This window comes from Shewanella sp. SM32 (assembly GCF_025654235.1).
GTDB classification, from domain to species: Bacteria; Pseudomonadota; Gammaproteobacteria; order Enterobacterales; family Shewanellaceae; genus Shewanella; species Shewanella oncorhynchi.
In genome coordinates, this window is record NZ_JAKKRO010000001.1 from 180,987 (window position 1) to 194,281 (window position 13,295).

The following is a 13,295-nucleotide window of genomic DNA, read 5'->3' on the forward strand; positions in this document are numbered from 1 at the left end:
AGGGCATGCTTATTTTTACATAGAGTGAAGGACTAGATTTCGGTGAAGATCACTTCTTGATCTAAGCGAGACTTAGGCAATTTAGCGTTGAAATCATTTTCTGAGTGATAACCCAAGGCGACAACCACGCAGGCACATAGACCTTGCTCTCTTAAGCCTAGGACTTGATTCATTTTAGTGGCATCAAAACCTTCGATCGGACACGCATCAATATCTAATACACTTGCACCGAGCATTAAAGTGCCAAGTGCTAAGTAGACTTGTTTTTCCATCCAATGCTGGGCATCTTTCAGCTCAAATTTATGCATATTAGCGAAGAAAGAGCGGCCATTATGTTGGCCTTGCTTGGCTTCTTCATTAGCAAAACGGCCATCCTTTGCTTCTTGCTCGAGTACTTGCAGTAAGTGTGCTTCATCTAATTGAGCACGAGCACAGAGTACGAGTACATGGGAAGCATCGAGAATTTTTTGGGTATTAAACGCATAGTTTTCGGTCGCTTGGGCAACTAACGCTTTACCTTCCGCCGTACTCGCTAACACAAAATGCCAAGGCTGTGAGTTAGTCGATGATGGGCTGTACTGCAATAAGGTTTTGATTTCTGCTATTTTATCCGCAGGAATCGTCTTAGTTGGATCAAAGGCCTTAGTGGTGTAGCGCTTTTTGGCGAAGAAACTTAAATCACTCATGTAACGGCTCCAAATCATTAAGGAATACAAATTCAATGGCAGCATTTTAAGCAGGTTTAAGTAAAAAACAATGTGATCAAGGCAGGTATTAGTTTCAAAAAAAATTTGAAACTGGGTGCTTATGCGTACTAGACAAAGCTTATGTGTGATGGAGTAGATGGCATGAAGTTTCAGACAATCCCAATTATGCGGATCTTTGATGAAGATAAAGCCAAAGAGTTTTACCTTGGCTTTCTGGGGATGGAATTAGATTGGGAACATCGCTTTGAGGATGGCTACCCGATTTATATACAAGTTTCACTTGGCAATTTTGTTTTGCACTTGAGTGAACATTCAGGCGACTGTACTCCTGGCTGTAAGGTTTTTGTGAATGTGAGTGAACTTGATAAATTATTTGCTCATGTGACTTCTAAGCCATATAAATACAACAAACCTAGTATTGAAGATGCGCCTTGGGGCGATCGTTGCTTTACTGTAACAGATCCGTTTTCAAACAGGATTTTGTTTAATGAAGCAGCAGATATATAACAGAGTGAGGCATTCGAGGCCTGCGGCATTTACAAGTTTACGCGCATGGGCACTGCGTTATGCTTTCAGGAGAAAAAATGAGTTCAGTTGAATTGTGGAAAAGCTTTGTTGACGAGTTTGCTCAGTTACATGATGGAGTATTTGAAAAATGGGTCTTGCAAGAAGGGAGCTATCCAAACAGGCAGGAAAATTCAGAAATAAATGAGTTCTTAACGTCACTAACTGTCCAGCAAAGAGAGACTCTCGTCAAGATGCTTATTAATGCTAGACATGGTGGTATTCATGATGCCTTAGTACGACTTAATGACAGAATGGACTGCGAAAATGGTCAGTATTACGAAAACGGCATTGAGATGGAATTTCAGCCCTTTGGTTCCACCCTTTACTATGACTATGTTTGTCGCCGAGAAGGGGATAATTGGGAGTAAGAATAGGTATTATCGGAATATCTCGCTTCCAGTGTTCACCCTGCATATAGCCTAGCACACAGCTTAATGATTTCAGTTACTTAACAAAGTCATCGCTGGTTGAAGGCAAACCAAAAGTGCATTATGTTGTTGGTTTAAAATGGATGGCTTGATTTATTATTCGCTAACGCGGATCCGCTTATACCCAACGTTATGTGTAAGGGAATCTTAATGATCGAAAGACCCAAAGTAATAAACCTCACAGAAGCCAGAACGATTCGCAAAGTCCATTGCGGAGAGTGTAACTGGGAGCAGGAAATAGCTGCTATCACTGAAGCTGAGATAAAATGTTGCCCTTGGTGCGGCTGGAGCGATCTGGAAATAAGTACTTTAAAAGCAGAAGGTGGCTTCCAAGAAATAGAATGTCAAAAGCACGGTAGAGTTACGGTTCTACTACCTAGCTCCAATATTGATCCACTAGACTTCATGAACAACTTATTTTGTCCATTCTGTGAGTAACACATAACAATGCAAACCAGCCTGATGGCTTTTTCGTTCCTTGTTTTGCTACGCTACCGCAAAACAATCCAATACAAAGCAGCTGTTTGCGGCTATGCGTGAAGAGAGAGCGGATATATAAATGGAAAAAGCATTAATAGATATTAGGTATTACGCTAGCGACTCCCTATATGAGACAGGTAAGAGTCTACCTTCGAGTTGTTCTAGATTTTTCAAATTTCCTAAGCTGCTTCATTACTGGGGTGCTCGCATAGCCACAATACTTGGTGAAAATGGATTATCCCTCGGAGAATTCGATCACCTATATGTAAACTACACAAATGCTATTCCAGAAGGCACGATGGTTTTTTCCGATAGAACACCAGAAAAGTGGCTTAGGTATATAGACTGTGGTGTAAATTTTGAGAAATTAAAATCATTAAATGAGTCCGAACTTGAACAATTTGTAATTCGCAGTACCTTTGAGTGTCTTGAGCACCTTTGTAAGTTGAGCATAGAAAAAACCGAAAAAATCAAGCTTGCTTCAAACGAGGTGGAAAGATTTGGTTCTGCGGTCGAGCTTCCGGTTAAGGCAAAACATACTAAGTCATATTCGGTTCTGGTTTCATATAAATTGCGCCCAAATGGCGAAGCATCTCATGGGCTTGTAAAATACATTAACCACAAAACAGGTACTACTTTCACTAAAAGGTTTGTTGATCTTAAGGGACCATCGGATATATTTCCTCTGGTCGGTACAATTTCAGTAAAAGATGGAAAAGTCTTGATCACGCCGAGGGCATCATTTAAAGCTAGCCTTTACACAAATTCATATCAGATTCCAATGGAGATTGATTTAAGTGAAGCGGCAAGCGCATAACAAGGCGCTCTGTGACAAATCTACGCTGCGCTTCGGTTTGTCCTAGAGCGCGGCGTTAATCCATAGAAAATTTAATCCGAAAATCATAGATTAGAGCAAGAATTCTAACCCATTTATGTCTACTAGCTTTTTACGTATATATAGCAAAACTGGTAGTTAAAATTGGCATTGGGGCACCAGTGACCGTTGGCGACATGGATGTCGCCGTCGAGCCTATAAGGACATATTCACGGCGTGTCGCTGGAGACACAATGACAATAAACTCCCTGAACAGATAAACGGCTATTTAGCTTTTGTTCAATACCTATTAATTCAAAGGCATAATTTTTATGGTGTTGTGAAAGATGATTGTATCCTGACTTGTTTAATTTAGTCTTTGTCATAAACGTTGAATGTTAGGATCCTAATTTGAATCATTTACTCACTGCAGGCACTTATTAAAGTCACTGCAGTGAGCATGAGGGAAAGGACTTAAGCTGCTTAAGCTAGCGCAGTACCTTGCTTAAAAACGCTTGGGTACGGGCTTCTTTCGGGTGAGTGAATAGCTCATCGGGTGGGCTAGATTCGACCACATAACCGCCGTCCATAAAGATCACTCGATCGGATACATCCCGTGCGAACCCCATTTCGTGGGTGACAATGACCATGGTCATGCCCTTTAGCGCTAAATCTTTCATCACGTCTAATACATCACCGACCATTTCAGGATCGAGTGCCGATGTTGGCTCATCGAACAGCATCAAGTCTGGTTCCATGGCCAATGCGCGGGCAATGGCGACCCTTTGCTTTTGGCCGCCTGATAAACTGGCGGGGTAGGCATTGGCTTTGTCACTTAAACCAACCTGTGCCAGTAGGTCGAGGGCTTTGGTCTCGGCTTGAGCTGGCGTCATCAGTTTTAGGCTGATGGGCGCTAAGGTGATGTTTTGGATGACGGTTTTATGGGGGAACAAGTTAAAGTTTTGGAACACCATGCCCACTTTTTGCCGCAGTTTATCTACGCAGGCGTTTGGCGCTGTGATCAATTGACCTTCAATCTCGATATCGCCTTGGCTTGGCTGCTCTAACAGATTAATACAACGTAAAAAGGTACTCTTGCCACTGCCACTTGGGCCGATCACGCTCACCACTTCACCCTGACGAATATGCTCGCTAATGCCCTTGAGCACTTGGTTATCGCCGAAGTTTTTATGCAGGTTGGTTATTTTAATCACTTTGTTTCAACCTCTTTTCAAATTTCGACAGCACAAATGTGAAGCTGTAGGTCAGGAATAGGTAAATAAGGGCGCAGGTAAATAAGGGCACACTGTCCTCGAAGGTACGGCTACGGATGATTTCACCGGCGCGCATAAGGTCAACACCACCGATAAAGCCAATGACGGCGGTTTCCTTGAGGAGCACGATAAATTCATTACCAAGTGCGGGCAGAATATTCTTAATCGCTTGGGGCAGAATAATCGACTTCATGGTCATTGCTTGGGACAAGCCAAGTGAACGTGCCGCTTCGGTTTGACCTTTATCAACGGCTTGAATCCCCGCGCGGATTATCTCAGAAATATACGCGCCGCTATTGAGACCAAAAGCGATAATAGCGGCGGTGATCTTATCGACATCTAAGGCTGAAAGCACGATGAAGTAAAGGATCACTAATTGCACAACTACTGGGGTGCCACGGATCACACCGACATAAAGATTGGCGGGGAAGCGGATATACCACCTAGACGACATCTTCATAAAGGTGGTGCCAATGCCTAACACTGCGCCTAATAACATGGCGAAGAAAGTGACGATTAATGTCACTTTCAAACCATTTAATATCAGCAGTATGCCTATCATGCCATCTTCGCCAATCGGGCTAAACAGCGAGGTATTAATTGCGTCTATCATGCTGATATCACTTTATATGGGCAGAAACGAGCGTCTGATATTGGCCGTCAGCTTTCATGTTAGCCAGTGTTTTATTGATGCTCGCCAACAGTTCAGGCTGCTCTTTCGACACGGCGAAACCATAAAACTCAGCAGGAAAATCCAGTTTGATCATCTTTAATTCAGGATTTTTAGCCAGATAGTTAGCGGCAGGTTCGCTGTCGAATAACACTAAATCTACCTTTGAATTTTTAAGCTCCATAATGGCTTCGAAACCCGTATTAAAGGCGGTGATATTTTGGGTGTATTTTTTCGACATAATGTCAGCGGTGGTGCCTAACTGCACCGCAAAGTGTTTGCCTTTAATATCTTCAAGCGTATGAATACTATCGTTATCTTTGTTGACTAGTACGACTTGAGTCGCTTCGTAGTAAGGCTCAGAGAAGTTTACGTTTGCTTGACGTTCAGCGGTAATCGTCATACCTGAGGCGATAAAATCAATCTTGCCTGAATTAAGCGCGACGATCAGTGAATCGAATTTCATGTTTTCGACTTTCAGCGTCTTGCCCGCATCTTTAGCGATTTGCTTGGCCAGATCGATATCAAAGCCTTTGATTTCATCGCCACTTTGGCCGCCAACATATTCAAAAGGAGGGAAGGCGGCATTGGTGCCAACGACTAACACGTCATCGCTTTTTCCGCATCCAGCTAACAACAAGGTGGCAGTTAAGGTCAGGCCGCCTAATAACATGGACTTTTTCATTTAAGACTCTCTTGTTCGATTTCACTATCAGTGTGGCGACTATAGGCAGATGAGCATTAAGTGTCAATAATTATGCTGTTAATTTGATTAAAAATTCATTTCTATTTTGCAGTTTTCAGTCGCAAGATTGAGGGGCGCTGCTTTCCTGTACAAATTTGTGTGTAAGTTGTTTTTTCTGGGTTGAATTATTGTGCTTTGGTCTGTAACTATTGTTACTGTTAGTTTTTTGGCTATCTATACTTCTGTGGTGTTTATTAGCGGCTTCTCAATGAGAGTGTCATAATTTGAACTATCGCCTATTATTTTTTGATTAAATTGGCTAGTTTAGCCGCTCTTTAACGGCAACCTTAGTTGGTGTTATTCCTATTTTATGCAGTTTAATCCTCTGGCTGATTTGATTATCAAGCTAGAAACGATGTTTCAGGAGTCAAAAGTGAACTATCTCAACTCAGCATTAGTGTGCTTAGCCCTGTGCTTATCGAGTGCACTGCAGGCCGAAGAGCAAACTCAGTGGCATTACAGCTTAGGCAGCCATGATTTTGTGGTCGAGGATTCTCACACCTTAGGGGTGAATGCGAGTCTATTGTTAGAACATAAAACCCAAAGCGATATTTTGCTGACGGCGGCGCTGGATGCCTATATAGACGTAGATGTCGATAAACTCGACCCTGACCACATCCCTGTGTGGTTTAAGTCTGCCTATGCCGCGAGCGGTGAACTTTATCGTGTTAATCCCGCGTTTTCATTCGGTTGGCAGTTCGATTTACAGGGAAAGCGTAATACCGTTAGCTCGGTTGAGAAACAAGCTAAGGTATTTCCTGGGCTGACAGCTAACTTTGATGGGCAACAATTACAGGCTCAGTTCAAGGCGGGTGCGGGTTATTACTATCTCGAAATCGATGACGATGTGCCTAGAACTCGAGGTTACGATCGTGGCGATTTTGGGAATGGTATGTTTGCTTATACCTTTATGGGAAGTGTAGGGGCTAATGTGACGCCTAAGCTACATATGCAAGTGGCCGCACAAACCTGGCAAGACGAAGACCAATGGTTAGAGAATCAATATCGCTTTGAGCTGAGTTACCAAACCGATTTTTGGCGGCCTAATAGCGTGTTAATGCTGAGTGCTGAGCACACGCAATACAATTTAGACCACTATGCCAAAGTCGATGTTAACTCGGCTGAGTATTTGCCTATTCTGCCATGGGATAGCGATACGCTAGTGCGTTTAAGCTTAGTGGTTCCTTGGTAAGAATAGGGTTATTTATGGGTTAAGTGCTTCTCGACTAAGGCGATCATGGCTTGAGCCGCGAAGGACAATACTTGGTCTTTGCGCCAAAAGAGGGATAACTCCCAGCGCAGCTCGTCACTCGCCAGCGGGATATTTACGACGCCTGACACGCTGTAGCGCCGCGCGATGGAGCGCGGTAATACCATAACCCCTGTGCCCGCGGCGACTAAGGCAATCCCGAAATCGGCTTGGCTAACGCGGGTAATGTTTTTAGGGACAAATCCGGCGTGTCGGCAGGCATTGAGCACTAATTGGTAGAGAGTGTATTCGGTTTCGAACATCACTTGAGGATCGGCGCTGAGATCGCTAAACGACAATATCTGTCGGGTGGATAACGGATTTTCCTTAGGCAGCACTACTACCATAGGATCGTTAAACACACGTATGCCGTCATAACCCTCATCAAAATCAATAATCCCAGTGGCCAGTTCAATTTCGCCCTTTTGGATTGCCGCGGTTTGCTCTACACCGCCACGGACGAGTAAGTGCATCTCTATCTGCGGATATTGCTGGCGATATTTGGCAATAATCGGGGCAAAAATTTCGGCACTACCTAGAGGAGCCAATCCGAGATTGAGTTCGCCCGCGGTTAAACTGCGTTGGGCCGTGAGTTCAGCGAGCATGCGTTGTCGGCCAGCGAGTAACTCTTTGCCATGTCGATAAACAACTTCGCCCGCGGGCGTGAGTTTGACTTGGGTGCCGCGTTTACCGCGTTCGAGTAAGATGAGGTCTAGCTCCTCTTCCAATTGGCGTACGGCTTTTGATAGTGCAGGTTGGGTGAGATGGACTTTTTCGCTGGCTTTACCGAAGCCTCCAGCATCGACGATTTCGATAAAATAGCGGATAACTTTGAGGTCCATTAAGGTTCACCTTAAAATGTATTCTTAAAATTCATGCATTACATTCTTAATATTCATTTTTTTTATCAAATAGGCAAGCCTAGAATAGCCCTATAGAAAACTTTGTTCTAACCGAGAAAATCATGTCATTCCCACAAGCCGCAATACGTCAGTGTCGACATTGGGCTTTGTTATTAAGCCAAATCGGCCTCTTCTGTTTACTGTCCTTCGCATGTCACTGGTTCGCCACTTGGGCACATTCTCCTATTCCAGGGAGTGTGATTGGCTTAGGCATACTCTTATTTTTATTAGGTTTTAAACTCATTCCTGAAAATGCAGTGCAACTGGGCGCCGCTTGGTTGATTGGTGAGTTATTGCTGTTTTTCATCCCGCCAGTGATATCCGTTATTAAGTACGAAGGTTTGTTTGAGCAATACGGCACCAATATATTGTTCACTTTAGTGATGGGCAGTGTGTGTGTGATGTTTGGTACAGGCTTTGTGGTCGATAGAGTGTTTCGTTTTGAGCGCCAACTGAACATCAAAAAGCAAGCCCGTCGCCACGCTAAGGCGGCTTAATGATGACTGACTCAAGAGTGGTGGATTTTGTGTTGTCGCAGACGGGATTAGCCTTATTCAGCTTATTGCTGACCATATTCTGTTACTTCGGCGCCAAGCGTCTCTATAAGTACCATAGAGTCTGGTGGTTAGCGCCCATAGTGTTAGCGCCAATAGTGATTACCTTATTGGTGTTTAATCTTAAAATCCCGCTGCCAACCTATTTTGAATACACCCATTGGTTAATGGCCATGTTAGCGCCAGCAACTATCGCCTTTGCTTTGCCGATTTATCGTGAGCGTAACTTGATCCGCCAGTATCCGCTGACGATAGGGTTAGGTGTAACGGCCGGATTGTTTCTGGGGATGATGTCTTCTTGGCTGTTGGTGAAGTTTGTGCCCTTGCCGGTGGAATTGTCTAAGAGTTTGCTGGTACGTTCGGTGTCGACTCCTTTTGCGATGGAGGCGACCAGTGCCTTTGGCGGCGTGCCTGAGTTGACTGCCATGATGGTGTTAATTACAGGCGTCATTGGCATCTTGGTGTGTGATCCCTTATTTAAATTTATGCGTATTCGTACTTCGTTAGGTAAAGGTGTTGCTCTAGGCGCATCTGCCCATGGTGCGGGCGCAGCAAAAGCCAATGAAATCGGCAAGCAAGAGGGCGTTATCGCCAGTTTGACTATGATTTTTATTGGTATCGCTATGGTGTTAGGCGCACCCGTTTTTGCATTGATTTTTATCTAGGCTTTGAATGCTATCGTGTGAGTTTTATGGCTTGAATTTACACACCTCAATTTCGGCGAATTTGCCTCTTCGAGCGCTAACTCCTTCTCGGTTATGCGCTTTTTTTTTGAGCTTACCTTCATAAAATGTGGCATGCTGTACCAAGTTGAAATACATAGTATTAATGGTGATACCTATGTCTAGTAAGTCAGATAAACAGCCAAACACGCAATACAGCGTGAGTTTACGCCAGATTATTGAAAGTGATCTTGAAGCTATTTTTGTGCATCAAAGCGATCCCATTGCTAACCAGCTTGCTCAATTTCCTCCTCGGGATCGAGAAGCATTTTTTTAAACATTGGCATCAAAATATTCTGGGACAAGTAAATGTATTGCCAAGGGCGATAGTGGTCGATGGCAAGTTTGTGGGCAATATTGGGCATTGGCAAAGTGATGGACAAGCGCTTATAGGGTATTGGATTGACCGTGAATATTGGGGCAAAGGTATCGCGACACAGACCTTAGCGCAATTTTTGCCTTTAGTCAGTTTAAGACCCCTCTTTGCCCATGTGGCTAAACATAATTTAGCTTCACAGCGAGTGCTGCTCAGACACGGTTTTGTGCTGACAGACCAACTGATACAAGAGTGTGAAGATACTGAAGCTTTACTCGAATTTGTCTTACGCTAGCGGATAAGATGCTATAACGTGACATTTTAGGGCGTATGTTAACGCTTTCATTCGGCTAAAATGACGTATTTAGATGCTTGAAACCACTGTTGTACAGGGACTTTTGTTAAAAGTGCAAAAAGTCGCCCATTATTTTTATTTCAAATTATTCTACTGAAAAAAGCCTATTTCTAAGACTTTGTCTCTACTGTAATTGAAGAGCCTAGGCCTAGATGCTTTATTGTTCCTGATTGGTAACAGGTTAAGCTGGTGTTACATAAAAAAATTGAGAAGAAAGTGCTGATCTTACTGATAAAAGTCTAATTGCATTCTATTTCTTTCACTGTAGAACTCCTATACTTAGCCAAAACCTGTGCCATAGCACAATCGATCCCTTATCTATTCAGTGAAATCTATATGAAGATCCGTTTTCTGCTCAGTAGTTTTATTCTTGCGTGCAGCAGTCTCACCGTTGCCACGACAGCGCATTCAGCCGATTCGGCCTCTGTCGCATATAAAAGCACCAAAACTCAATCGACAGCAAAAACGAAGCAAGCACCATTAAAGCAAGAAATTGCAGGACGTAGTGCGATAGTCGTGGACTTAAAAACCAATGAAGTGCTTTATTCCAATAATCCTAATGCAGTAATGTCAATTGCATCTGTCACTAAGTTGATGACAGCTATGGTGGTGCTGGATGCAAAGTTACCTATGGAGCAAAAGCTTGCGGTAAACATCCGTGATACCAAAGAAATGAAAGGTGTTTATTCTCGAGTTCGTATCGGCAGTGAAATCAGCCGTAAAGAAATGTTATTACTGACCTTGATGTCATCAGAAAACCGTGCCGCTGCAAGTCTTGCACATCATTATCCCGGTGGTCATAAAGCTTTTATTAAGGCGATGAATGCCAAAGCAAAAGCGCTGGGAATGAAAAATACCCGCTATGTTGAACCTACAGGTTTATCCTATAAAAACGTTTCGAGTGCCAGTGATCTGATTGTATTACTTAAGGCCAGTGAAAAGTACCCTATGCTAGGCCAGCTGAGTTCGACCGAGAAGAAGACGGTTACCTTTGCCAACCCAAGATACAGTTTAGATTTTCGTAATACCAATCGTTTGGTTTATAAAGATAACTGGGATATTCATCTAACCAAAACAGGCTTTACGAATGCAGCAGGGCACTGCCTTGTGATGCGTACTGAAATGGCAAAACGCCAAGTGGCATTTGTCGTGCTCGATGCTTACGGCAAATATACTCATATTGCGGATGCTAACCGTTTACGTAACTGGCTAGAGACTGGCAAAGTCACTCCTATTCCTGCTGAAGCTAAGCAATACAAGAAACAACGTAGCCAGCAGCAATTAGCTAAGTTGAGTGAGACCTAGTTTCTCGGTTGCAGCTCTATAAAAGTACAAACATAAAGGCCAGATGAGCAATCAATCTGGCCTTTATGTTTTAACGCTTTGAGTTTCTACTCAATTTTGATAAATTTATGATGGATTTGAGCGTACCATAGTCGTTATTTTATGTTCTCAAGGATGACATTTGTGTGGATGTATTTTTAAAAAAAATTCAACTTATCTATTTTCCCTTCTTATTTCTCAGCCTGTTATTTGTTTCTGGTTACAGTTTTGTCCATTGGCTGTTGTTGGTTAACCTTGAGTTTTTTAGCCTAGATGAAGATATCGTTAATTTGTGGCTGCCGCAGATACTGTCTTGGCTATTGTCGATCATTTATATCAGGCCTAGGCTAAAACGACTCAAGTTTGTTAAAGATAATTCGCGCTTTTTCTATTTATTGATCGCGGTGCAATTAATGGCTGTTCCTTGCATCGTTGCGCAGGAATATCTCAAGACTACCACGGGGAAGTTAACGCAATTAGCATCGATACAAGAATTGTATCTCCATAAAAATACTCAGTATTATCAGTTTCAGCAATCTTATATTGATAAGACGCAAATTGGTTTGCAGCGAAGCCTAGAGGTTACAGGTAAACATAGTAGTCACTTAAATATGGCGCTGTATATCGCTATGCCTATTTTTGCAGAGCGTGCAGACAGTTGGCATGCTAAGGCCCTCGCTTGGTATGGTAAAGTTTATCAGCAGGAGATCAGTAATCGACTTGAACCCAATGAGAAAGAAGCGCAATTCAAAGCGTTTTTGGCTAAATCCCTAAATGAGTTCAATGAGTTGGATCCCCAGAGTTTTGTTTACCTTGAACGATTAGCCCCATCCTCTCTTCGTTCAGAGTTGCTCAGCGCCGCACAAAAAAGTCCGCTTTATCAAGCTGAACATCAAACGATTTTTATGCCCAAATTTGAACCATTTGAGGCTCGTAATGGCTATAAGTTAGTGTGGATTTTTATCTGGTTTGTTGTTGGCGCTTTAGTCTGGTTTGTACTCTTACTGCGGGTCAATCTGGATGAGAAAAGCGTAAAGCCGAGACGCAAATAAATCACGCTCGGCCTTGGATTTAATAAAGTTTAGGCATGTTCAAACATTAAGAACAAGTAAACGATAAACAAGACTATATGAGTCGCGCCGTGCAATGCATTGGTGCGACCGCTGCTAAAGCTTACCTTACAGACCATTAAACTGGTAATTAACAGCACCATGTCGGCGGGTGACAGGCCTAAATGGACTTCTTGATCTATCACGCTGCCAATAATTAATACCGCGGGGACTGTGAGTGCAATCGTCGCGAGCACTGAGCCAAAATACAGATTCATCGCCCGCTGTAATTGATTGTTTAACGCGGCCTTAAAGCCTCCCACAGCTTCGGGGGATAAAATCAAGCAGGCCACAATAAAGCCCCCTAATGCCTGTGGAGCGCCTAGGGTTGCTACGCTGTAATTGATGGGCATAGCTAAGGTTTTTGCCAGCAAAATGACTACGAGTAAGTAGCCAATTAATAGAATCGTATGGTAAGCATTACTGCGCAGTATGCCGTGGTGTTCCTCATGGTCTTCATGATCGGCATCGACAAAGAAATGGCTGTGGCTCTTCGTCTGTACCACTAAAAAGACGCCATAGAGCAGAATCGAAATAATGATCAGCATCCAAGACATGGCTTTAGACATGCCGCCAATAGTGCCACCTTCGGTAAAATTGGGCAGTACTAAACAGAGTAGGGCGAGGGGAATAATCGCCACGAGATAGGATTTTACGCCATCTAAATTGAAATGCTGGGTATGGTAACGCCAGCCGCCAAGTAATAATGTAAAGCCCACTAAGCCATTGATGATCAACATGACGACGGCGAACATAGTGTCGCGTGCCATGACAGGGTTGGGTTCTCCGGTCAGCATCACGGAGGAGATCATCACTACTTCGAGTGAAATGACCGATAAAGTTAAGATTAAGGTGCCATAGGGATCGCCAAGCTTAATCGCTAGTGCATCTGAGTGGCGTACCACAGAGAAAATGGCCCAAGTCACTACACCCAATAGGGCGAGTGAAACGGGAATATAGGTCGAGAGGGCGGTGCCATCGGCGAGTAAGCTATCGCCACCGGTTTTAAAGAATACTAAGGTCAGTATTCCCAGTAGCAGGGCTAACTCGTCTTTCATAAATGTCTTCATAGGCAATTTG

General features: G+C 43.4%; 15 protein-coding genes and 1 pseudogene. 10 read left to right on the forward strand and 6 right to left on the reverse strand.

Annotated elements, in window-relative coordinates; translation table 11 throughout:
• Nucleotides 1-32 precede the first annotated feature (32 nt).
• A complete protein-coding gene (locus L5M10_RS00835) occupies nucleotides 33-686 on the reverse strand; it encodes an oxygen-insensitive NAD(P)H-dependent nitroreductase NfsB (protein WP_028761757.1) in 654 nt (217 codons plus the stop codon).
• Nucleotides 687-848: 162 nt separating this feature from the next.
• On the opposite strand from L5M10_RS00835, the gene L5M10_RS00840 reads away from it, so the two are divergent.
• From L5M10_RS00840 to L5M10_RS00855, 4 genes are all read left to right on the forward strand, one after another.
• Entirely contained in the window at nucleotides 849-1,214 is a 366-nt protein-coding gene (locus L5M10_RS00840) for a VOC family protein (protein ID WP_263146411.1), read from the forward strand.
• 77 nt (nucleotides 1,215-1,291) lie between these two features.
• Nucleotides 1,292-1,642: a DUF6547 family protein gene (locus L5M10_RS00845; RefSeq protein WP_263146409.1), complete on the forward strand. Its 351-nt coding sequence runs from the start codon at nucleotides 1,292-1,294 to the stop codon at nucleotides 1,640-1,642.
• 210 nt (nucleotides 1,643-1,852) lie between these two features.
• A complete protein-coding gene (locus L5M10_RS00850) occupies nucleotides 1,853-2,140 on the forward strand; it encodes a hypothetical protein (RefSeq protein WP_105251593.1) in 288 nt (95 codons plus the stop codon).
• Between the two features lie 121 nt (nucleotides 2,141-2,261).
• Nucleotides 2,262-2,999, forward strand: coding sequence for a hypothetical protein (locus L5M10_RS00855; protein WP_263146406.1), 738 nt, complete (start codon nucleotides 2,262-2,264; stop codon nucleotides 2,997-2,999).
• A gap of 485 nt (nucleotides 3,000-3,484) precedes the next feature.
• Here L5M10_RS00855 and L5M10_RS00860 read toward each other — a convergent pair whose 3' ends face one another.
• From L5M10_RS00860 to L5M10_RS00870, 3 genes are read right to left on the reverse strand one after another with little or no spacing between them, the layout of a single operon-like run.
• Nucleotides 3,485-4,210 (reverse strand): amino acid ABC transporter ATP-binding protein, encoded by a 726-nt coding sequence (locus tag L5M10_RS00860; protein WP_106649618.1) that lies wholly within the window; start codon nucleotides 4,208-4,210, stop codon nucleotides 3,485-3,487.
• Nucleotides 4,203-4,883 carry an amino acid ABC transporter permease gene (locus L5M10_RS00865; protein WP_263146404.1) on the reverse strand — a complete coding sequence of 227 codons (681 nt, stop codon included), beginning with the start codon at nucleotides 4,881-4,883 and terminating at the stop codon, nucleotides 4,203-4,205. The genes L5M10_RS00860 and L5M10_RS00865 overlap by 8 nt, the downstream gene beginning before the upstream one ends.
• Before the next feature lie 7 nt (nucleotides 4,884-4,890).
• Nucleotides 4,891-5,625 carry a basic amino acid ABC transporter substrate-binding protein gene (locus L5M10_RS00870; RefSeq protein WP_011847627.1) on the reverse strand — a complete coding sequence of 245 codons (735 nt, stop codon included), beginning with the start codon at nucleotides 5,623-5,625 and terminating at the stop codon, nucleotides 4,891-4,893.
• A gap of 433 nt (nucleotides 5,626-6,058) precedes the next feature.
• Between L5M10_RS00870 and L5M10_RS00875 the strand changes: the two genes are divergently transcribed.
• A complete protein-coding gene (locus L5M10_RS00875; protein WP_263146402.1) occupies nucleotides 6,059-6,877 on the forward strand; it encodes a hypothetical protein in 819 nt (272 codons plus the stop codon).
• A gap of 8 nt (nucleotides 6,878-6,885) precedes the next feature.
• On the opposite strand, the gene L5M10_RS00880 is transcribed toward L5M10_RS00875, so the two are convergent.
• The gene (locus L5M10_RS00880) at nucleotides 6,886-7,776 is read right to left on the reverse strand and encodes a LysR family transcriptional regulator (protein WP_113938996.1); all 891 of its coding nucleotides are present in this window, start codon (nucleotides 7,774-7,776) and stop codon (nucleotides 6,886-6,888) included.
• A gap of 122 nt (nucleotides 7,777-7,898) precedes the next feature.
• Between L5M10_RS00880 and L5M10_RS00885 the strand changes: the two genes are divergently transcribed.
• The 5 genes and pseudogenes from L5M10_RS00885 (at nucleotide 7,899) to L5M10_RS00905 (ending at nucleotide 12,158) form a co-directional block, all read left to right on the forward strand.
• The gene (locus L5M10_RS00885) at nucleotides 7,899-8,333 is read left to right on the forward strand and encodes a CidA/LrgA family protein (RefSeq protein ID WP_028761649.1); all 435 of its coding nucleotides are present in this window, start codon (nucleotides 7,899-7,901) and stop codon (nucleotides 8,331-8,333) included.
• Nucleotides 8,334-8,335: 2 nt separating this feature from the next.
• On the forward strand, nucleotides 8,336-9,055 hold the full coding sequence (locus L5M10_RS00890) for an LrgB family protein (RefSeq protein ID WP_263146600.1): 720 nt from the start codon (nucleotides 8,336-8,338) through the stop codon (nucleotides 9,053-9,055).
• 175 nt (nucleotides 9,056-9,230) lie between these two features.
• Nucleotides 9,231-9,723: pseudogene (locus tag L5M10_RS00895) on the forward strand (GNAT family N-acetyltransferase).
• A 396-nt stretch (nucleotides 9,724-10,119) separates the two neighbouring features.
• The gene (gene pbpG, locus L5M10_RS00900; protein WP_105251600.1) at nucleotides 10,120-11,088 is read left to right on the forward strand and encodes a D-alanyl-D-alanine endopeptidase; all 969 of its coding nucleotides are present in this window, start codon (nucleotides 10,120-10,122) and stop codon (nucleotides 11,086-11,088) included.
• A 164-nt stretch (nucleotides 11,089-11,252) separates the two neighbouring features.
• A complete protein-coding gene (locus L5M10_RS00905; RefSeq protein ID WP_249195546.1) occupies nucleotides 11,253-12,158 on the forward strand; it encodes a hypothetical protein in 906 nt (301 codons plus the stop codon).
• A 29-nt stretch (nucleotides 12,159-12,187) separates the two neighbouring features.
• Here the strand turns inward: L5M10_RS00905 and L5M10_RS00910 are convergent, their stop codons facing one another.
• Entirely contained in the window at nucleotides 12,188-13,285 is a 1,098-nt protein-coding gene (locus L5M10_RS00910; protein WP_025008445.1) for a calcium:proton antiporter, read from the reverse strand.
• Between the last annotated feature and the right edge of the window lie 10 nt (nucleotides 13,286-13,295).

Coding starts and splice junctions, on each gene's coding strand:
- L5M10_RS00835 (WP_028761757.1), bottom strand. CDS start 686: ATGAGTGATTTAAGTTTCTTCGCCAAAAAGCGCTACACCACTAAGGCC.
- L5M10_RS00845 (WP_263146409.1), top strand. CDS start 1,292: ATGAGTTCAGTTGAATTGTGGAAAAGCTTTGTTGACGAGTTTGCTCAG.
- L5M10_RS00840 (WP_263146411.1), top strand. CDS start 849: ATGAAGTTTCAGACAATCCCAATTATGCGGATCTTTGATGAAGATAAA.
- L5M10_RS00855 (WP_263146406.1), top strand. CDS start 2,262: ATGGAAAAAGCATTAATAGATATTAGGTATTACGCTAGCGACTCCCTA.
- L5M10_RS00885 (WP_028761649.1), top strand. CDS start 7,899: ATGTCATTCCCACAAGCCGCAATACGTCAGTGTCGACATTGGGCTTTG.
- L5M10_RS00910 (WP_025008445.1), bottom strand. CDS start 13,285: ATGAAGACATTTATGAAAGACGAGTTAGCCCTGCTACTGGGAATACTG.
- pbpG (WP_105251600.1), top strand. CDS start 10,120: ATGAAGATCCGTTTTCTGCTCAGTAGTTTTATTCTTGCGTGCAGCAGT.
- L5M10_RS00870 (WP_011847627.1), bottom strand. CDS start 5,625: ATGAAAAAGTCCATGTTATTAGGCGGCCTGACCTTAACTGCCACCTTG.
- L5M10_RS00865 (WP_263146404.1), bottom strand. CDS start 4,883: ATGATAGACGCAATTAATACCTCGCTGTTTAGCCCGATTGGCGAAGAT.
- L5M10_RS00880 (WP_113938996.1), bottom strand. CDS start 7,776: ATGGACCTCAAAGTTATCCGCTATTTTATCGAAATCGTCGATGCTGGA.
- L5M10_RS00890 (WP_263146600.1), top strand. CDS start 8,336: ATGACTGACTCAAGAGTGGTGGATTTTGTGTTGTCGCAGACGGGATTA.
- L5M10_RS00850 (WP_105251593.1), top strand. CDS start 1,853: ATGATCGAAAGACCCAAAGTAATAAACCTCACAGAAGCCAGAACGATT.